Below are 19,824 nucleotides of genomic sequence, written 5' to 3'. Positions count from 1 at the left end.
ATTCCCCTTAATAATGATGGAATCGTGCTTTTTTATTAGAGATATTTTTTAACTGCTTCAAGTAAATCAGCTTCGTTATTAACAATTGTACCATTAAGTTTAATTAACCCGGTTGTATACAAGTTAACATAATGGAACTGATTCTCGGCAATTTGTCCTAATGCCTGTAGCTTTTGTTGGTTACTACTACCCTGTTGACGTGTGTCCGTATAAAGACCGATAATTGGAATTTCTTTTGCATAAGCAACACCAATTTCGCTGGCTACGCCATTATCAATGCTTAACCCGTCAAGAACTGCCACCATCAAATCGCTGGCAAGCAATTTTTCTGTGTCGGCTTGGGCAATCATCTTGGAATCAGCGTAAGCCTGCTTGTCATTGATTGAGTCGTTTTCTTGAGGTAAGTATAAATCAATCGTTTGATCTAATTGTCTAATTTTAGCTGCGAGTTGTGCATTGTAATTAAGTTCTGCCTGAGAAAACAGTGCGTTTGCAAAATAGATTTTCATGTTTGACTCCTTTGGTCATTTTTCAATCACGTATAAATAGCTGAAGCCTTAATTATTAGGAGAAGTAATCTTCCAAGGAATTGCACTGAGAACGTATAAAAGCACGCCAACAATTACAAAATCAAGGAAAATACTGCTGCCAATTTCAAGTAAATAGCCTAAAACTGCAACACCTTCAACATTAATTATAACTGGAATAAGGGCAAATATTCCTGCAACCAGTATTAGCCAAAAGCCTGCCCACATAATTGATGCGGTCGTAACATGTATCAGCATCTTTTTAGTAAAAACTGCTCTTATTTCATTGAATAATGAGCGCAGACTAATTATGGCCATTATCATTAAAACAATATTTAACAATAAAAGACCAAAGGCAACATTTCCACCAACAGTGACGGTGTTCAAACTGAATGCATCCATTACTTCATACGGGGCATTACTACCTTGCTTTTTCAATTTTTCTTGTACTAGTTGCGCATCGCTTGATGCGCCCTGGTCAATATTTAAATTGATATCATGCAAAATATCATTAGCCAAAGTTAGCTTGTTTACTTTAAACCATGGCTTTAAAGTGTAATCAATAATGTGGTCGGCAATTGGTTGTGTCTGCTTAGTTGTTAATAAATTAGCGTCATCAGTTTGCCGCGCCCCAATTTCCTTTGCAAGTGTATTAAAGTGCTTATTGACTTGTCTGACAACCACAACTTGATTGCTATCAGACCTAATTTGTCCTTTCATAAAAAAAGGATTGAGAAAAGTCACTGAGACCATTACCAAGGTTACAATTAATAAAATAATAAATGATAAAGCCTTTTGATATTGGTGCTTTTCTTCCTGAGTGACTCTACGCAAATCTGTTTGCGCACTGCTTGTCATATATGTCCTTTCTAGCAGACGATCTCCTTATCTTCATCAAACATTGTGTCAATTGCATCGTGAATTGCTTTAATGTCAATTGATTTAATTATCTTATGACCTGCTTCAAGTGCCTTATCTACTTGCTCTTGATTACAATGCAAAAAGCTATACATCAATGAACTAGTAGCATAATCTGCCAACTGTTCTGCAGAAAGATTGAATCGACTGCTATCGTGATAGAGGCGTCCAACGCCCGTTACAACAAAAGCAATACCATATTCTACTTCATTAAGATTGAAGTGATCTTCGTCAAAAATCTGGTTCTCTTTTACCCAGCTATTGAGCATACTACTCCAGTTATCAAGCGTTTCATTGCTACTAAAAACTTCCGAAATAATTCGCTTCAGTCCTTTGTCATAAATACCGAGCATCGCAACTGTGTAAATAAACGCTTTGGTACGAGCACAAATGTTACCTTCCTTAGTAGGATTGAACTTTTTAACCTGCTCATCCAACGTATTAAGGATATTGCGAACCACATCATCAGTTAATTTTGCTTTATGCGGATAGTAGGATTGAAGAAGCGACTTGGAAATCCCAGATTTTTCTGCAATCATCTGAAAGGATACATTATCCATTCCATTTTCCCTAATCAAATTGAAGGTATTACTTAAAATAATTCGTCTTCTCTTGAAGTTTTTACGTCGTGCCATTTATGGTTTCTCCGTTCTTACACATTTTGTTCTTATTATATCAGTGTTATGAAATAAATAAACAAAAAGACATCAAAATAGCACAATTATTGCTACGCAAAGGTTTATGCGTACAGTAAAAAGTGTATAAAATGTTAAATTACTTCAAGTCGCTCTCGCTTAATAAGTGCATAGAACGATCATTATAAACATAGTTAATTCCTCGCGCTAGCAGTAAGTCAACTGAAATACGAACCATCCGGTCAGGATAGTGATTATGTTTGATTGTGTCAGTGACAACAATCTGTTCAATTGGTAACTCATTAAGTGTTTCTAGCGCGTCTTGTGAAAGAAGTGCATGAGTTGCAGCAACATAGACCTTATTAGCACCAGCTGCCAAAACAGACTTAGTTGATGAAGAAATTCTTGAACCAGTATCAATCAAGTCGTCAACAATAATACACTTTTTACCCTTAACATCACCAATCATGTCATGAACATCAGCGTCATAGCGTGCGCGACGTTGATCAACGATTGCAATTGGGGCATCAAAGAATTGCCCAAAATTACGTGCCAATTTTGCACCAGAATGATCTGGTGAAACAACAACGATGTCATCCTCTTCTTTAGTTGCAATACCATTGTCAAGGAAGTATTGCGCTAAAAGTGGCATAGCGTGTAAGTGATCAACTGGCACATTGTAGAAACCTTGAATTTGCGAAGCGTGAAGATCCAAGACAATCAAGTGATCCATACCTGTTATTTGCAGTAAATTAGCAATCAACTTAGCAGTAATTGGTTCACGTGAACGTGTTTTGGTATCTGAACGTGAATATGCTAAATAAGGGATAACCACGTTAATCCGATGTGCAGAAGCACGATGGAGAGCGTCTAACACAATCTCAAGTTCCATGAAGTTTTCGTTTACTGGATCTTGAATTGACTGAATAACAAAAACATCACAACCTCTGACGCTTTCACCGATATTAACTTGAATTTCGCCATCGCTAAAATGCTGAACAGCAGTTTCGATTAACGGTTTCTTTAAAATTGTGGCAATCTTTTCATTTAAAACCGGATTCCCACTTAACCCAATTAACTTCATTGGGTGCATCAACTGAAGAATTTCTTCTTTATTCATAGCTACCTCTTTATTTAAAATACTAACTTTGCATGACCTATTATAACTAAAAAAGACTAGTAATGCCCAGAAAAGGACAAAAATCAAACAAAAAGCCGAAAAAAATCTTCGGCCCTTGTATATTGATAATTATTTAAAAAAATCTTCCATTAAATTAAGCAGTTTAAAACTTCTAACTGCATAACTTTCATGCTTTTGGCGCGGCATAATCATTAATTGTCCTTGGGGGATAATTTGACTATACCAGCGAACATGCTCAACTTTAACCCAGTCTTTTTCGCCCACAACACAATATGTTGGAATTGAAATTGCTTTTAAGCTGTCTACTGACATGAAACTTTCAGTCAATTCAACTTCGCTATCACGGTTGCGTTTTAAAAAGCGCATTACGCCTTCCGTTAAATAATGATACGGCTTAATGCCATTACCATTGACGAAAACACCAGCTACCATTAATTTCTTAAAAATAGTTTGATCTTGGCTTGCAAGCATCATTGCAACCAAACCACCAGCGTCAAAGCCAAAACAATAGCAGCCCCTAATGTCAACTTGCTTAATAAAAGCAGTGACATCATCAACTTCAGTTTGATAATGCTTGGCAATTTCACCCTCACTTAAACCGTGCCCGCGCATGTCGAGGACATAGACAGTATAATAAAGGCCAAGCGGCGCAATAATTTGATCAAACATACCGCCATCAAGGTGATGACCATGCAAAAGAAGAAGTGGCTCGCCTTTACCAAGCTTGCTGTAATAGAGTTCATTACCATTGACTAGTTCTTTCATCGCTGATCCCTTTCACTTGCCTCAATTAGCTCATGCTTAGCACCCTTTTCTTTTTTATGCTCTTGCCACAAGCTATGAATCATTGTTCTAATGATGAAGTAATTTGCCTTAAAGTTATCGGGAATCATTTTCAAGTTAAACTTGTGAACCATGCTATCCTTGCGTTGCCAATAATGATATAGCGGCATACTATCGCAATAAAAACCATCGGTTAACGCAAGATATTGAACAGTAAAAATCTGGTCCTCCATAAAGGCCAAATCGCTCATAAAATGCAAATGATTATGTTTAACTACAGATAATTTATAGCCCTTATTCCACGTATAGCCCTTAACTGGTGTAGCTAAAAAATGATTGTCCATCAGTGAACCTAAGGGATTACCTACTAACTGGTATGTACGCAATTTATTCTTCATACCATGAACATTTTTCTTAGTGGCCGGAATTGACCCCTCTTTATTTTCGTAATCTAACCAAAAACCACAAGATACCATTGCTGCATCAGGATGATCATGAAAAGCGCGAACGAAAAAGGCTGTGTAGCCAGAATCGACCCAATCATCGCCATCATGAAAAGTGAAATATGGTGTATCGACATTTTCAATCCCAACATTACGCGCATCCGAAAGACCGCCATTAGGCTTATTAATTATGTTGAAATAGCGGAATTGATCACGATATTGTTCCGCAATTTTTCTTGTGCTATCAGTTGAGCCATCATTAACAATTAACAATTTGAAGTTTGGATCGTCTTGCTTAGCTAAATGATCAAGCGCACGAGCCAAATATTTTTCAACATTGTAAACTGGCATGATGACAGTTAATTCAGGTTGCTGAATCATCGCACCCCTCCTTTATTGAGTTATATTATACCATCTTAAATATTAAAAATATCGTAAACTAGCCGCCTTTAAACTCGATTTTAAACTTTTATAAGCAGCATTTAGTATAATTGATAGCGATAAAAGGAGTTGATTATTTTTATGAAAAAAGCAATCTCACTTGTCGCTACAATCACGACACTGTTATTTAGTACTATTGGTCTAGTCAGACCGCAGCAGACAGTTAAGGCTGATGACCTACCGGTTGTCTGTCTTGGTTCATCCCTTACAAATAGCCAGCGCAGCGGTACTTTAAGTACTCTTAGCGATCCACTAAACGGGGCAAGCTACCAAACTATCAACATTACTGGGGCGGACTTAGTTAAATACCTCAATCCTTCGGGTTCCAACTTTACAACCAATTCTGGTGTTTGGTCCAGTGCGATGATTCAAAAAACAGCGCAAGGTAGTGGTATTAATGTAAGGATTCTTGATTATCAAGGAAGAAATAACATTACCACGATTACAGCCAATCAATACAAGAATGCAGCTGTTACCGCTGGAATTGCAGATGCTAACATCTATGTTACTAGTGCTGTGCCAATTGATGGTTCAGGGGCACTTGCTGGCGTTTACGCTGCTTACAGCAAAACAGGCGAAAATCTTAACCAAAGCCAGGTTAATGCAGCTCAGGATGAAATGGGCACATTAAGCAAAATCACCAAAGAAAACAAAGATAAAGATGGCTATTCTGATGCCCAATTGAACAATGCAATTGCAGGAGCAAAACAAGAAATGGGTAAAGTTGGTAACAACATTAGCGATAGCCAAATTCGTGATATCGTCAACAATCAAATCAACATTAACCATTTGGGTGACACAATTAACAACAACCAGAAACAACAAATTATTAATGTTCTAATTGAAATCCGTAATTCTGGTGCGTTAAAAGACAACAAGTTCAAAGAACAAGCCGGTGCAGTATCTGAGAATATTAAGAAAAACGCCAAAAATATTTTTGACAAAATCAACACACAAGAAAATCGCAATTGGCTTGAGAGAATGTGGGATAATGTGACCAACTTCTTCAGCCATCTCTTTAGTGGAGCAATTGTTATTAACTTCTAGTTACATTTGATCCATGAACTGATTAAGAGTATGGTCTACAAATTCATTACCGCGATTATTTGCATGGCCTTTTGTCCATTCAAATTGAGCGTCGGTAAACTGATCTAGTAGTTGATCCAGTTCTTGCCAGCATCCCAAGTTAGCAATTTCGCCTGGCGTGCTCTTCTTCCAGCCACGTTTTTTCCAGCCCTTAAGCCAGCCTTTGGTGATTGGATTTAAGACATACTGTGAATCAAGGACAAATAATAGTGGTTTCTGATTAAAGCCTAATTCAATTAGTTTTTTCAAAGCTTCAATTAGCGCCGTTAATTCCATTTTATTATTGGTAGCGCCGAACTCACCATTTGAATCATAAGTTGAGCATTTTTTACCTGCTTCATCCCACTCAATTAAGTAAGCCCAAGCCGCTTTGTCCGTTTTCTTAACGTGACCACCTTTAAAGTTGCCAGTATTGCGGGTCCCGCCGTCCGTGTAAATTGTCGCAAAAAACGCTGCTTGGTCGTGCTGCATATTTACTGAGCCCTTGAGTTCTTTAGGCTTACGTTCAGCGACCGGTTGTTTTTGCTTAACATCATGGCTAGCCTGCTGAATTTTGGCAATTGCTTGTTTAAGCGAGTCTTCATCTTTTTGAAAGACCTGATCAATAGTTGGTTGATCCCAAGCCAAATACTCGGTAGCGTCAGTTACCTTGGTAAAAGATTTATATTCGGCATTAGGATAGCCATCAACTTGTTCTTTGGCCGCTTCCCAGGTGCGATAAACACCCGGCTGGCGGCCTTTTTTTACTGCATAAAATTTCATATGTACCTCAGTCACTAAAATACGATTAGCAATGTTAGAATATAGATAGTTTAATTTTTTAAGGTGGCATGTATGTTCTTCAATACTAAAAAATATAAGGAAGAAGCAGAGAAAAACCGCAAACTCAATCTAGCAGAAGAGCCAAGTAAATTCAATATGATCTCTTTGGCTATTTTAGCAACAATTGCTCCTTTGCGGATTTTTTTGCGTCTACATAAAAGAAAGATTGAGGACAACGTCACGGTTGAGAATAAACGCGGATCATTTGAACAGGTTCCAATTATCTACTTTCATGGTTTCCGCGGTGGTGATTACACCACTCAAATGATGGTTAAACAAGCCTTAGCAGATAAAGGAGACCCTCATTTTCTCAAGGTAACAGCGGATTTATGGGGTAACTTCAAACTCGAAGGAACTTGGACGGGCGACAAGAATCCAATTGTTCAGGTTGTCTTTCGGCAGCGAATCGTTGGTGTATATGCGATTGACTATTACTTACGGTTTATTTTACCCTTTTTAGCTAAAAGATATCATTTTACGCACTACTCAGCAGTTGCCCATTCATTAGCCTGCCCCTGCATTGTTAGAACGGAAATGCGTAAGTATCGGAAAAAGAATTTTCCGCACTTAGCCAAATGCGCTTTTATTGCCGGGCCTTTTGATGGCGTTACTTACATGGGTGATATACCTAATGTAAATGAACTTAACAGCAGCGGACGACCCACTGTCATGAATTTACATTACCTCTATCTCATGCTTCGACGAAAACATTTCAATTCAAATATTTCTGTCTTGAACATTTATGGTAATGTACTTGATAATACTAACAGCGATAAATTTATTTCTGTGATTTCTGCCAAGAGCATTCGTTATATTCTGGCTCCTAACGTTAAATCTTACCATGAAGTTGAAATTCGTGGGAAAAAGTACGCCGAACATAGCTGGATGCATGATAATCCACTTGTAATCAATATCATAGATAAATTTATTGGACTAAAAGATTAATTTTTCTGGAGGATTCACGTGACCCTGCTCCGCGACATTTTTTACATTATCATTATTACTAATACAATATTAGCTTTTTACATTGTCTTTCATCGACGACGCTCAGTTTCTACCACATGGGCTTGGCTGATTATTTTGCTAGTATTTCCTGTGATTGGAATTACACTTTACGGCTTTTTTGGCCGCGGAATTTCACAGGAAAATATTTTTGCTATCAACAAACAGCACCATATTGGTTTACGCAATGTTCAGAAGTCAATTACTAAGGCACCGAAAAAAATCAGTGCTTCTGACACCTCTAACAAGGCCAAAATGGTTGTGCACTTTTTCGACCGCAACAGTGAGTCACCATTAAGTAAGAACAATCACGTCAAGTTATATACTGACGGCGAGCAAATGTTTCATGACATGATAAGTGACATTGAAAATGCTCAACAAACAATCAACGTTGAGTTCTATACTTTTTACAATGATGATATCGGCAATAAAATGCTTAATTTATTGATTAAAAAAGCCAAAGAAGGTGTCAAAGTAAAGCTACTTTACGATGCATGGGGGTCTCTCGGTGCCACTAAGGCCTGGTTCGACCAATTAAATAAAGCCGGTGGGGAGGTTCTTCCCTTTGTTACTTCCAGAAACATGATTACGCGGTATCGAATTAACTATCATTTGCACCGTAAAATTGTGATTGTCGACGGAAAGACTTCATGGACCGGTGGCTTTAATGTTGGTGACCAATACCTTGGCCGCAAAAAGAAATTCGGCTACTGGCGTGATAGCCAAGTTCGTATTGTTGGTTCTGCATCATTACTTTTGCAAGAGCGTTTTGTTATGGATTGGAACGCCTCAATTCAAGATGAAGCCCAATTGATCACCTTTAACACCCTGCTTTTCCCTGATTTAGATGAAAATGAGATTCATCCTGGTGATGTAGCGACCCAAATTATTTCTGATGGTCCCGATCGTGATAACGCCAATATGCGTAACGGGATCATTAAACTAATGTTCCAGGCGAAAAAGCGCCTGTGGCTCCAAACACCTTATTTAATTCCAGATGATGCGATGTTTGCTACTTTGCAAACAATTGCCATGTCAGGCGTTGATTTGCGCATCATGATTCCATGCAAGCCAGATCATCCCTTCATTTATCGGGCAACGCAGTGGTATGCAAACGAGCTTTCACGCTATGGCGTTAAAATTTATATTTATGACAAGGGCTTTATTCATGCCAAAACGATTGTTGTCGACGATGATTTTTCAACAGTTGGCTCAATGAATCAGGACTATCGTTCCTACGACCTGAACTTTGAAGACGTAGCTGTTTTTTATGATAAGAATTTCACTGAAGAAGTAGCAAAATCATTCGAGCAGGATATGCAAGACTCTACTTTGCTTACTCCAGAAATGATTGAGCAGCAAGGACGCTGGTTGCGGACTTTGCAAAGCTTTTCAAGAATGCTATCACCTATTTTATAAACAAAGAAAAACCCAATTCCTTTACGTTAGGAATTGGGTTTTAACTTGCGTTTAACACATTTATAGAATATCTTGAATTTCAATTCTAATACTGTTGTGTGCGTAGCTTTTAATTGTTTCAACAATCTGTGCTACACCAGTAGAAAACTGTAAATAATATTGCCGATTTTTCTGGGTTGTAATTATGCAAATAACAGCATTCTTCTTTGGGTTCGGCACTTTGATTAAAGTTACCAAAGCTATTTCTGAATATGGCACCGTACGACGAAAGTAACCGGAAACTACTACTCTTTTAGAAGCAAAACCAGTGAAACCATCAATGATGCTCATCAATAAAATGATGGCTAAAAAGATGGCTATTCCCGGATCGCCTTTTTCAAGCAGCTGCCAAGCAAAACCAATCCAAATGAAAATTATCGCCCAGATAATTGAAGAGGAACGGTAATGTCCTCTCAAGTTAATGTTGGCCTGCCAATACCAGCTATAACAAGTATAACCAAGCAGTATGGCATCCATAATAAGATAAAAACTTGCCATAAAAATTCCTCTCAGTAAATATACTTACCCATTATAACAGAACACGGCTTTTTGGTTTGCTAAAACAATTTTTGAAATAAAATTAATTTTTGCTTGCATTTTAATTAAAATAATTGTTAAATAATATTAAATTAAATGCAATGAAAAAGACGAGTAAATAATTTATCTCTTTAAGTGAACTAGTGATAGTGCGAAACTAGCAGACCCTGAATTATCGAAAAACACTTTGAGCTGCACACTGAAATGATTCCAAAGTAGGTGGCGCCGTCACCAGTACGTTACCACGCTGGTGAAGCATGATTGTGCTTCATGAGTTGGTCCGAATTTCGGACAATCTAGGTGGTACCGCGGAAAAAAGCCTTTCGTCCTTGTTCTATTAGAATAAGGCGAAGGGCTTTTTCTTTGCTTTAATATTTTTTGGAGGTAAACAACATGTCCTTAATTTTGCCAGAAAAATACCAACCAACTCTAACTATTCGTGATACAGAAGCAGCAATTGTCTTCATCCGCGAACGATTCCAAGAAGTCTTAGGACAAAAATTACATTTACAAAGAATGTCGGCACCACTTTTTGTTGAAAAAGATACCGGATTGAACGATAACTTAAACGGGGTTGAACGACCAGTTGCCTTTGATGCAAAAGATTTACCTAAAGATGATACAGTTGAAATTGTCCATTCACTTGCCAAATGGAAGCGCATGGCGTTAAAGAAATATGGCTTTGGTATTCATGAAGGTCTTTTTACCAACATGAACGCTATCCGTCGTGATGAAGACTTGGACAACTTTCACTCAATTTACGTTGACCAGTGGGATTGGGAAAAGATCATTGCTAAAGAGGAACGGACCGAAGACACATTAAAAGAAACGGTTAGAAAAATCTTTTCAGCAATTAAGCAAGTAGAAACTGAATGTGCCGAACGCTATCCTGCTTCTACCTACCGACTCCCAGAAGATGTTCACTTTGTTACTACGCAAGAACTTGAAGATGCCTGGCCAGACTTAAGTCCTGAGGAACGCGAAGACAAGATTGCGAAAAAAGAAAAAGCTGTTTTCATTATGAAAATCGGTGATAAGTTAAAGCGTAGTGGTCAACCACACGATGGCCGTGCTCCTGACTACGATGACTGGGCATTAAACGGTGACTTAATTTTCTGGTATGAGCCTCTAGGTCAAAAACTTGAAGTTTCTTCAATGGGCATCAGAGTCAGTCCTGAAAGTCTCCACGAGCAACTTGAAAAAGCTGACTGCCTTGACCGTGAAAAATTGCCTTTCCACCGTCAACTACTTAAAGGTGAATTACCTTACACCATTGGTGGCGGAATTGGTCAATCTCGTTTATGTATGCTCTTACTTGGTAAAGCTCATATTGGTGAGGTTCAGGCAAGTGTTTGGCCAAGCGAAATGCTCAAAGAGTGCGAAGAACATCATATTCAACTTCTATAATTAAATAGTAAAAGCCCCTAGCTTGGAAAGTTCCACCTAGGGGCTTTTACTATATCTTAAATTAATAACCGAACTGAAGTTACGTGCTTTAAGAATCGCACTAATAGATCCAGCTTCTAGCCTATTTATCAATTGTTAGTGCGGGAAGATAAGTGTACGGATAATCGCCATCGTAATTAAGCCAGGCTTTTAACTCCTTAATTGATTTCAGAGCAATTTTTCTGTTATGACCATGAAGCTTCTTTGCCTCCGCTTCAGCCTGTTTCAATGAAACCTTTTTCCCGTCAGATTTTTGATACATAGCCTTTGTTTCAGCCTTAATCAATTTCTTTAAAGCTTTTTTCTTAGCATCTACGTGATAGAAGTTTCCATTGACTAAGCTAATCCAGCCTTGCTGCTTTCCACTTTGGTCAACAAGGTGGCCCATAATTTCTACCTTTCCCAAACCAAATTCTGTAATCTTGAACTTGGTCTTCTTTTCTGCCATTTTTTCAACCCAATCCTTATTGTATGGTTGAACATCATACTTAGAAGAATTAGGGCATTCAGGATATACAATGGCCTTTGGTGAAAGTACGAACACATAGCCATCTTTTGCCAAACGTCCTGCAGGCACATAAGTTATATCGGGTTCTTTGACCTGATTAGTTTCTACTGGCTGCTCCGCACTAGCTGCTTTTACTTCAATTGAATGACCCAATATTGTAAAAGAAGAGAAAACAGCTACTGAACATAGAAGGTTTTTCAAAAATTTATGTTTCATTTTTTGTCCCCTAAATTAAAATTAAATAATAAATCACATAATTTTATTTTACATTTATTACAAAAACATTTCAATATTAACTACTTATTAGTTACAAATAAATTACAAAATATTAATTAACCGATAAGTGTATAGTCAATTTCCCCTAAGCTTTTGTTCATTAAGAAGTTAATCTTCGCAGCTAAAAGCAGTATAGTAGATGGGAACAGATTTTTAGAAAGGACATAAACATGATTGATTCAACCCAAATAACAGAACTTAAAGATGATCTTAACCAGGCACAACACATTACTTTTTTAACAGGTGCTGGTGTTTCTACCCACTCAGGTATTCCTGACTACCGCTCAAAAAACGGGATTTATGATGGAGTTAATGAAAGCCCTGAGACCATTTTAAGTGAGGAAACGCTCTACCAGCGACCTGAATTTTTCTATCAGTTTGTCATGAATAATATGTATTTTCCTGATGCCCAACCTAATAAAATTCATCAAAAAATTGCGGAACTTTGTAATGAAAAAGGCGACCTAATCACACAAAATGTTGATCACCTTGACCATAAGGCAAATAATCACCATGTAACAGAATTTCATGGTAGTTTATATGATATTTACTGTACAAAATGTCGTCAGCCTGTTTCATATCAAGAATATGCTAACTCTTTCCGCCATAAAAATTGTGGCGGCATCATTCGTCCCGGTATTGTCTTATACGGTGAGCAAATCGAACAAACAAACCTTTCTAAGTCAATTAATGCTATGAGCATGTCAGATCTAATAATAATTTGCGGCACCAGCTTTGTAGTCTATCCTTTCGCTCAGCTTCTTTCTTACCGTCAGCCAGACGCAAAGGTTTGGGCAATCAATAAAACGGCTATTCCTGCTGCAGGCATTTCCGCCATCATCGGTGATGCACTGGATGTTTTCCAGCAAATCTAAGTCTATAATTTATTTCACTTATTAAGAGCACATCTCTTACCTTGTGGTAAAATACTAGCAATTGTTTAATGCGCGAACTGATTATTTATTCAGCTTGAGCACTTAGAAAAGAGTTTTTTAAATGTCAATTATTAAAATGTATGCTCCATTTTTTAGTGCTAGCAATTGGCTGCATGTTTTAACCAGTGGCAAGGACTGGCTAATCATTCTGACACTTATTTTAATGGAATGTCTGCTTTCAGTTGATAATGCAGTTGTTTTAGCCGCACAGACTAAGGTATTACCCACCAAGAAAGAGCAAGAAAAATCGCTATTCTATGGTATGTGGGGAGCCTATATTTTTCGCTTTATTGTAATCGGAATTGGCACTTACCTAATTAACTTTTGGGAAATTAAGTTAGCGGGCAGTTTATACCTGTTTTACCTAGCCTTTAAGTTTTTCTACGATCAGCGTCATCCGCAAAAAGCGCAAGCTGAAGAAAAAGCCGAAGGCGAAAAAATTGCACAGCATTCGCCCAAAAAGGGCAAACACTTTTTATCACTCTTCTGGCGAACAGTTATTTCAATTGAGGCAATGGATATCGTCTTTTCAATTGATTCAGTTTTGGCTGCATTAGCCGTCTCGAGTAATCCAGTTGTTGTTTTAATTGGTGGCATGATTGGAATTTTATGTATGCGCGGCGTCGCCGAAATAATTATCAAGTTAATGGATATTATTCCTGAACTGCAGCCAATGGCCTACGTTTTGATTGCAATTATCGCCTTAAAACTGCTTGTTTCATTACCACCGCTTCACTATGAATTGCCAAACACCGTTTTTGCAATCATTGTTTTTGGCGTCTTATTTATCACAATTGCGTTTCACTTTTTACGACTTAAAAAGCATGGTCGTTAACTATAATTGGGAAATAATTTTTTCTTTGAGCATAACCGCCTGGTTATGCTCTTTATTTTTAGCACCGTATAAAAACAACACATCTTGTTTCGGCAACTGCGGTTTCACTAGGGACACAAACTCGGCCATGGTTGAATTTGCTTCAAGTTCTGCCAGATGCCTTTGCTTTAATTGCATAAATTTATTATCATCATGATTAAACCACTTGCGAAGCTCTTTACTGGGTGCAAGTTCCTTAACCCAAACATCGAGTCTGGCATCTGTCTTGCTTATACCTCATAGCCATAATCGATCTACTAAAATGCGATACCCCGCAGGCTGCTCTTTTTCGTAAATTCGAACTAATTTTATCTAGTGTACTACTCAAGGAAAAAATGGATTATTCAACTTACTTTACTAATCACTCAACTGAAGAAATTAGTGCCGATCTACTTGGTCGGCCATTAACGTATAACGATGGCAAACGCACTCTTGGCGGTTATATTGTCGAAGCAGAAGCATACTTAGGAAAAAAAGATCGTGCGGCACATTCTTATGGTGGTCATCGTAGTCCTGCCAACGAAGGTCTTTATGGCCGCGGCGGAACAATCTATATTTATGCTCAACGACAATACTTCTTTTTCGATGTTGCAACTCAAGCAAAAGATGAACCACAAGGTGTCTTAATCAGAGCAATTGAACCTGCCTGGGGAATTGAACAAATGATTAGTAATCGCTCAGGCAAAGACGGAGTTTTATTAACAAACGGCCCCGCTAAAATGATGCAGGCTTTTGGCATTCATGATAAAAATTGGGATCTACATTTTTTAAGTGATTCACCCTTTGCAATCGACTTAAATGATCAACATCAAAAAAGGCCGCAAGAAATTGCTAAGAGTGTCCGCATCGGTGTCAACCAATCTGAATTGGAATGGGCAAATAAACCATTACGTTTTTTTGTTGCCGGCAATCCATATGTTTCGCGAATGAAGAAAAATGATTATCGTGCTAATAATGGCTGGCAATAAGCGCTAATTTTAACTATAAAAACTGGTAAGAATACACATTTGATTTATAGCTGTTGACAAGTTAATCTTTTTAGCCTATCCTGTTGATTAAGTTAAATAATTTCCAATGCAATAGAGGTTGCGGTAATTACGAAACTAATCTGAGTGAACGAACACAATGAAGATTAGTGTAAGAGTTATCGCCGAAACAAAAGTGCTATTCGCTTTAACACTTTTGTTGGGCTGCAGGAGAAGATCTTGCAGACTGTCCTAGTTAATACTGGGGAGCGCTATATGATTTGTCTAAAATATGATCAATTATAACCTCGTTGTTTTGTAAACAGCGAGGTTTTTATTTACGCTTTTTATTGTATTGGCTTTATTTGAAACAGATTTTTCGGAGGTTTTCAAAATGAAGTCAAGAAATAAGTGGATTACCGCTCTAATCACGGTGATGCTTAGCTTCATCATTACAAGCAATTTTGGTATTACGCAAGTTAATGCCAAAAAAGATGATGGTGAACTAAAGGTAGCAATGGAGGCCAACTACCAACCATATAATTGGACTCAAACTACAGACAAAAATGGTGCAGTGCCAATTGAAGGTTCACGCACATATGCCAACGGCTATGATGTTAAAATTGCAAAAATAATTGGTAAACAATTGCATCGTAAGGTTGTTGTAGTTAAGACTGAGTGGGATGGTTTACTTCCAGCTTTAACCAGTGGCAAAGCTGACCTGATTATTGCCGGAATGAGTCCAACTGCTGAGCGTGCAAAAGCGATTAACTTTACTAAACCATATCGAAACAGTACTTTTGTTGTTATTACAAAGGTCAATAGTAAATACGCCAACGCTAAAACGTTAAACGATTTTAAAGGTGCTAAGTTAACTGCTCAGCAAGGTACTTCGCACTATGCACTAATTAAGCAACTTAAAGGTGCCAAAAGACAACCCGCAATGCGTGACTTTGCTGCAATGCGTCAAAGCTTAATTTCTGGTACCATTGATGGCTATATTGCCGAAGATACCGAATCAACCTCATTTAAAATGGTTGACCCTGACATCAAGGCAATTCCAATTAGTAAAATGGCAGGCTTCCGCATTTCTAAAGAGGACTCAACTACTGCAATCGGCATCGCCAAGCCAAACAAAGATTTACTCAAGCAAGTTAACCAAGTCTTAGCTACTATTCCAAATTCTGAAAGAACCAAGCTAATGACTACCGCCATTTCACAACAACCAAAAACTGATGAAACTAGCAAGAAAGGTAAACAAGATCCTTGGCTCGTCAGTGTTTGGAAACAATTTGGCGGCATGATTTTAAGTGGTATTGGTATGACCCTTCTTCTTGCTTCAGTTGGTACGATTGCCGGTTTCTTCATCGGTCTTTTCGTTGGTATTATTAGGACTATCCCTACCCCAACTAGCAGAGGTAAAAGATGGTTTTCGAAGTTTATTAACTGGCTTCTATCCGTTTATATTGAAGTTTTCCGTGGTACCCCAATGATGGTACAAGCAGCCGTAATTTATTATGGAATTGCTCAATTCTGGCACATCAATATCGATCGTACACTTGCTGCACTAGTAATTGTTTCGATTAACACAGGCGCATACTTGGCAGAAATTATTCGTGGTGGAATTATTTCCACTCCAGAAGGACAATTTGAAGCTGCCAGCGCACTAGGAATGACCCATAACCAAAGAATGTGGCATATTATTTTGCCTCAAGCTATTAAGAACTGTTTACCTTCAATTACTAACGAGTTCATCGTTAATATTAAGGACACTTCTGTTTTGAGTATCATTTCAGTCTCTGAACTTTTCTTTGTCGGTACAACAATTGCCAGTCAGACCTTTAAGTTCTTCCCAACTTACCTGACAATTTCAGCTATCTACCTGATTTTAACCTTTACAATTACCAGAATCTTTAATCTGATTGAAAAGCATTTGCAAGGAAACAAAAACTACAACTTAATGGCTAATCAAGTTCAAGTAGGCACAGCTCAGGATATGGAGGCCAAAAAATAATGACTGAATCAAATGAAACTATTTTAAGCTTACAGCATTTGCAAAAAACTTTTGGACAACACCAGGTGTTACGCGATATTTCACTTGATATTAAAAAAGGCGAAATCGCAACTATTATTGGCCCGTCAGGTGGTGGTAAATCAACCACTTTACGCTGCATTAATTTACTGGAAGAGCCCACAGCTGGTGAAATTCACTTCCACGGTGAAAACGTCCTTGAGCAAAACTATAATCGTAATATTTACCGTGCTAAAGTTGGGATGGTTTTCCAACAATTCGATCTTTTCGAAAACAAAAATGTTTTAGCTAATTGCATGGTTGGCCAAGAGCTAGTCTTAAAACGCTCCAAGGACGAAGCACGTAAAATCGCCCTTGCCAACTTAGAAAAAGTTGGAATGGAACAATACATCAACGCCCGCCCAAGTCAACTTTCTGGTGGACAACAGCAACGTGTTGCCATTGCTCGTGCTATTTCGATGGATCCGGAAATTTTATTATTCGATGAGCCCACAAGTGCTCTTGATCCTGAAATGGTCGGTGAAGTTTTAAGCGTTATGAAAAACTTGGCAACAACCGGTTTAACGATGATTATCGTAACGCACGAAATGGCATTTGCTAAAGAAATTTCTGATCAAATGTTTTTCATCAGTGACGGGGTAATTGCCGAGCAAGGTAAACCAGACCAACTATTCAATCATCCTCAAAATGAGAAAACAGCGAAGTTCTTGAATAATTTTCAAAACAACTAACTTTAAATAAAAAGATGTTCCAAAAATGATGTGAACCCTAAAATTAGGACACTTTAATTAGCTGCTAACTGAGGACTAACTTCCGATATTCAATCGGAGTTAGTCCTTTTAGTTTGATTTTTATTCTTTTCTGATTGTAATACTCAATGTAGCCTCTAATTACATTATCGCGGCTCTATATCTTGCTTAATTACGTTTGACAAAAATCTATTTCTATTATTATATATAGATAATATAACCCGTCTTTTATATTAGCTGGTTAAACCAGTTTATTTTACCTCATCAACAGGAGAAAACTCATGAAGAAAAACGGCTACAAAATCAGCACCTGCGTTCTCGCACTTTTACTTATCGTAACATTAGGCTTTTTGCTCTATACCACTAGAAAACCGCCTACCATTTATGGTGGTTTTACTAATACTGCAACGCCAGGAAATGCTTTAAATCCTCATGTAGAAATTTCGTGTGGCACGAAACCCAAATATGCCATATACGTAGACGGGCATAAATTTGAAAGAGGTACTTATAAACGTGTAAGTAACAGCACTTTTACCTTAAAAGATACAGATGGCAAAGAGTCAGGCGTCGTCTTTTTATCAAACAATGGCTCTTACTTGTATCATTCCAAACTAAAGAAAAAGCTGATTAATATTAAGAAACTTCCGGGTAAACCTACTGAAGAACCTATAAATATCCACTAATTAAAAGTATAAATGTTATTAGTTGTAACAAAAAAGGTATTAGATTTCTGATCTAATACCTTTTTATATACTCTCTTAGTCTCGCCTTAATCATCGTTTTCTCTGTGCCATTCTTTAATCTGCTCCAGCCTCTTTTTAAAGCGGTCTTCATGACCTTGCGAAGTTGGCAAATAATATTCATGGCCTTCTAAATTTGGCGGCATAGTTTTCATTGTCGTTAACTTGTCTTTAGCATAATGAGCCAATTGGTAATCTTTGCCATAACCTAGGTCCTTCATTAACTTGGTTGGTGCATTGCGAATCTGTAATGGCACTGGTTCATCAATCGTCTTTTTGACATCATCTTCAGCAGCTAATCTAGCTTTATAAACCGCATTTGACTTTGGCGCAAGCGCCAGATAAATCACTGCTTCCGTCAAATGCACATCACATTCAGGCATCCCTAAAAACTGACAAGCCTGAAAAACATTGATAGCTACATTTAATGCATTAGTATCTGCCAAGCCAATATCTTCACTGGCAAAGCGCACCAATCTGCGAGCAATATATAGTGGATCTTCTCCACCTTCAAGCATCCGCGACAGCCAATAAATTGCCGCATTTACATCGCTGTTACGCATCGACTTGTGAAGCGCTGAAATGATGTTGTAGTGCTCCTCACCGTCTTTATCATACAAGACTGACTTTTGCGTGATTAACTGCGACAAGCCATCCATAGTTACACTGACCGTATTACCAGTTTTATGACCGTTTAAAACCGCCATTTCCAGCGTGTTCAATGCTGTTCTCGCGTCACCGTTAGCAAACTTGGCAATTGCTTTAACTTCTTGGTCGCTAATTTTAACTGACAGCTTGCCAAAACCATTAGGATTGGCCAGCGCATTTTTCAATAACTTAATAATGTCAGCAACTTCTAGAGGCTTTAAAACAAACACTTTACAGCGTGATAGCAAAGCCGAGTTGACTTCAAACGAAGGATTTTCAGTAGTAGCTCCAATCAAAGTAATACTGCCACGCTCAACGTAGGGTAAAAATGCATCTTGTTGTGCTTTATTAAAGCGATGGATTTCATCAACGAAGACTAGTGTCTTTTGCCCCATTTCGTGTTCTGCTTCAGCTTGCTTCATAATTTTACGAATCTTGGTAATACTGTTATCAACCGCACTAAAATTAAAAAAGCTGGCCTGACTTTGCCTAGCAATAATTTCTGCTAAAGTTGTTTTCCCAACTCCCGGTGGACCCCAAAAAATCATTGAAGAAACTTGATTATTATCAATAATTTCCCGCAATATTTTTCCTGGTCCCAAAAGTTGTTCCTGTCCTACAAATTGATCTAGATTTTGGGGACGTACACGGTTAGCTAATGGCTCATTTTCACCATTATTTGCAAACAATGATTCTTGCTTCATTATTACATCTTCTTTATTTACTTCTAAACACTTACTTACCCTAATTATACAAGTATTTGTCCGCTAGCAAAAATAAAAGAACATTGGTTTGCTCTAACTTTATTAACTAGTCCACGTTATAATTATATTGGGTACAACGTCACATATAATAAGG

Annotated in this window: 21 protein-coding genes, 1 pseudogene, 1 riboswitch and 1 other annotated feature; of the genes and pseudogenes, 10 read left to right on the top strand and 12 right to left on the bottom strand. The window is 37.8% G+C overall.

From position 1 onward, the window contains the following. Positions 1-35: 35 nt before the first annotated feature. From H3T48_RS07710 to H3T48_RS07685, 6 genes are all read right to left on the bottom strand, one after another. Positions 36-509, bottom strand: a complete 474-nt coding sequence (locus tag H3T48_RS07710) for a nucleoside 2-deoxyribosyltransferase (protein WP_187158574.1) — start codon at positions 507-509, stop codon at positions 36-38. Positions 510-557: 48 nt separating this feature from the next. Then, the gene (locus tag H3T48_RS07705) at positions 558-1,385 is read right to left on the bottom strand and encodes a hypothetical protein (protein ID WP_198189074.1); all 828 of its coding nucleotides are present in this window, start codon (positions 1,383-1,385) and stop codon (positions 558-560) included. A gap of 11 nt (positions 1,386-1,396) precedes the next feature. After that, complete coding sequence (locus tag H3T48_RS07700) at positions 1,397-2,080, bottom strand: TetR/AcrR family transcriptional regulator (protein ID WP_187158576.1); 684 nt, start codon at positions 2,078-2,080, stop codon at positions 1,397-1,399. 139 nt (positions 2,081-2,219) lie between these two features. Further along, positions 2,220-3,200, bottom strand: coding sequence for a ribose-phosphate pyrophosphokinase (locus tag H3T48_RS07695; protein WP_046305895.1), 981 nt, complete (start codon positions 3,198-3,200; stop codon positions 2,220-2,222). A gap of 129 nt (positions 3,201-3,329) precedes the next feature. Beyond that, a complete protein-coding gene (locus tag H3T48_RS07690; RefSeq protein WP_198189073.1) occupies positions 3,330-3,986 on the bottom strand; it encodes an alpha/beta fold hydrolase in 657 nt (218 codons plus the stop codon). Continuing rightward, positions 3,983-4,828 (bottom strand): glycosyltransferase family 2 protein, encoded by an 846-nt coding sequence (locus H3T48_RS07685; RefSeq protein ID WP_198189072.1) that lies wholly within the window; start codon positions 4,826-4,828, stop codon positions 3,983-3,985. Before H3T48_RS07685 ends, H3T48_RS07690 begins: the two co-directional genes overlap by 4 nt. 141 nt (positions 4,829-4,969) lie before the next feature. Here H3T48_RS07685 and H3T48_RS07680 point away from each other — a divergent pair, with 141 nt between their 5' ends. Next, complete coding sequence (locus H3T48_RS07680; protein WP_198189071.1) at positions 4,970-5,935, top strand: DUF1002 domain-containing protein; 966 nt, start codon at positions 4,970-4,972, stop codon at positions 5,933-5,935. Here the strand turns inward: H3T48_RS07680 and H3T48_RS07675 are convergent, their stop codons facing one another. Next, on the bottom strand, positions 5,936-6,736 hold the full coding sequence (locus H3T48_RS07675; protein ID WP_198189070.1) for a ribonuclease H family protein: 801 nt from the start codon (positions 6,734-6,736) through the stop codon (positions 5,936-5,938). It lies immediately after the preceding gene. Between the two features lie 72 nt (positions 6,737-6,808). On the opposite strand from H3T48_RS07675, the gene H3T48_RS07670 reads away from it, so the two are divergent. Next, a complete protein-coding gene (locus H3T48_RS07670; RefSeq protein WP_046305886.1) occupies positions 6,809-7,741 on the top strand; it encodes an alpha/beta hydrolase in 933 nt (310 codons plus the stop codon). A gap of 18 nt (positions 7,742-7,759) precedes the next feature. Further along, entirely contained in the window at positions 7,760-9,217 is a 1,458-nt protein-coding gene (gene cls, locus H3T48_RS07665) for a cardiolipin synthase (protein WP_198189069.1), read from the top strand. Positions 9,218-9,277: 60 nt separating this feature from the next. Here the strand turns inward: cls and H3T48_RS07660 are convergent, their stop codons facing one another. Beyond that, positions 9,278-9,754 (bottom strand): hypothetical protein, encoded by a 477-nt coding sequence (locus tag H3T48_RS07660; RefSeq protein WP_046305882.1) that lies wholly within the window; start codon positions 9,752-9,754, stop codon positions 9,278-9,280. A gap of 131 nt (positions 9,755-9,885) precedes the next feature. Beyond that, positions 9,886-10,127 (top strand) — a binding site (T-box leader). A gap of 59 nt (positions 10,128-10,186) precedes the next feature. Between H3T48_RS07660 and asnA the strand changes: the two genes are divergently transcribed. Next, positions 10,187-11,200, top strand: coding sequence for an aspartate--ammonia ligase (gene asnA / locus H3T48_RS07655; protein WP_122034085.1), 1,014 nt, complete (start codon positions 10,187-10,189; stop codon positions 11,198-11,200). A gap of 121 nt (positions 11,201-11,321) precedes the next feature. Here the strand turns inward: asnA and H3T48_RS07650 are convergent, their stop codons facing one another. After that, the gene (locus tag H3T48_RS07650) at positions 11,322-11,963 is read right to left on the bottom strand and encodes a hypothetical protein (RefSeq protein WP_198189068.1); all 642 of its coding nucleotides are present in this window, start codon (positions 11,961-11,963) and stop codon (positions 11,322-11,324) included. A gap of 230 nt (positions 11,964-12,193) precedes the next feature. Here H3T48_RS07650 and H3T48_RS07645 point away from each other — a divergent pair, with 230 nt between their 5' ends. Both H3T48_RS07645 and H3T48_RS07640 read left to right on the top strand, forming a co-directional pair. Then, positions 12,194-12,898, top strand: coding sequence for an NAD-dependent protein deacylase (locus tag H3T48_RS07645; RefSeq protein ID WP_198189067.1), 705 nt, complete (start codon positions 12,194-12,196; stop codon positions 12,896-12,898). A 121-nt stretch (positions 12,899-13,019) separates the two neighbouring features. Continuing rightward, the gene (locus tag H3T48_RS07640; RefSeq protein ID WP_198189066.1) at positions 13,020-13,793 is read left to right on the top strand and encodes a TerC family protein; all 774 of its coding nucleotides are present in this window, start codon (positions 13,020-13,022) and stop codon (positions 13,791-13,793) included. On the opposite strand, the pseudogene H3T48_RS07635 reads toward H3T48_RS07640, so the two are convergent. Beyond that, positions 13,794-14,144, bottom strand: a pseudogene (locus tag H3T48_RS07635) (DUF488 domain-containing protein). It abuts the gene before it with no gap. Positions 14,145-14,167: 23 nt separating this feature from the next. Here H3T48_RS07635 and H3T48_RS07630 point away from each other — a divergent pair. The 3 genes from H3T48_RS07630 (at position 14,168) to H3T48_RS07620 (ending at position 17,560) form a co-directional block, all read left to right on the top strand. Then, the gene (locus tag H3T48_RS07630; RefSeq protein ID WP_198189065.1) at positions 14,168-14,800 is read left to right on the top strand and encodes a DNA-3-methyladenine glycosylase; all 633 of its coding nucleotides are present in this window, start codon (positions 14,168-14,170) and stop codon (positions 14,798-14,800) included. A gap of 104 nt (positions 14,801-14,904) precedes the next feature. Beyond that, positions 14,905-15,080, top strand: a riboswitch (Lysine riboswitch). 111 nt (positions 15,081-15,191) lie between these two features. Next, the gene (locus tag H3T48_RS07625) at positions 15,192-16,811 is read left to right on the top strand and encodes an ABC transporter substrate-binding protein/permease (protein WP_198189064.1); all 1,620 of its coding nucleotides are present in this window, start codon (positions 15,192-15,194) and stop codon (positions 16,809-16,811) included. Further along, a complete protein-coding gene (locus tag H3T48_RS07620) occupies positions 16,811-17,560 on the top strand; it encodes an amino acid ABC transporter ATP-binding protein (protein WP_109715023.1) in 750 nt (249 codons plus the stop codon). Before H3T48_RS07625 ends, H3T48_RS07620 begins: the two co-directional genes overlap by 1 nt. 64 nt (positions 17,561-17,624) lie before the next feature. On the opposite strand, the gene H3T48_RS08965 is transcribed toward H3T48_RS07620, so the two are convergent. Next, complete coding sequence (locus tag H3T48_RS08965) at positions 17,625-17,720, bottom strand: IS3 family transposase (RefSeq protein ID WP_109716013.1); 96 nt, start codon at positions 17,718-17,720, stop codon at positions 17,625-17,627. A gap of 139 nt (positions 17,721-17,859) precedes the next feature. Between H3T48_RS08965 and H3T48_RS07610 the strand changes: the two genes are divergently transcribed. Continuing rightward, positions 17,860-18,261 (top strand): hypothetical protein, encoded by a 402-nt coding sequence (locus H3T48_RS07610; RefSeq protein ID WP_198183766.1) that lies wholly within the window; start codon positions 17,860-17,862, stop codon positions 18,259-18,261. An 86-nt stretch (positions 18,262-18,347) separates the two neighbouring features. Here the strand turns inward: H3T48_RS07610 and H3T48_RS07605 are convergent, their stop codons facing one another. After that, entirely contained in the window at positions 18,348-19,670 is a 1,323-nt protein-coding gene (locus H3T48_RS07605; protein ID WP_198189063.1) for a replication-associated recombination protein A, read from the bottom strand. Between the last annotated feature and the right edge of the window lie 154 nt (positions 19,671-19,824).

Source organism: Lactobacillus sp. M0403, assembly GCF_016101265.1.
Lineage (GTDB): Bacteria > Bacillota > Bacilli > Lactobacillales > Lactobacillaceae > Lactobacillus > Lactobacillus apis.
Note: the sequence above shows the minus strand (reverse complement) of the source record. Positions and strands in the feature narration are given on the sequence as shown.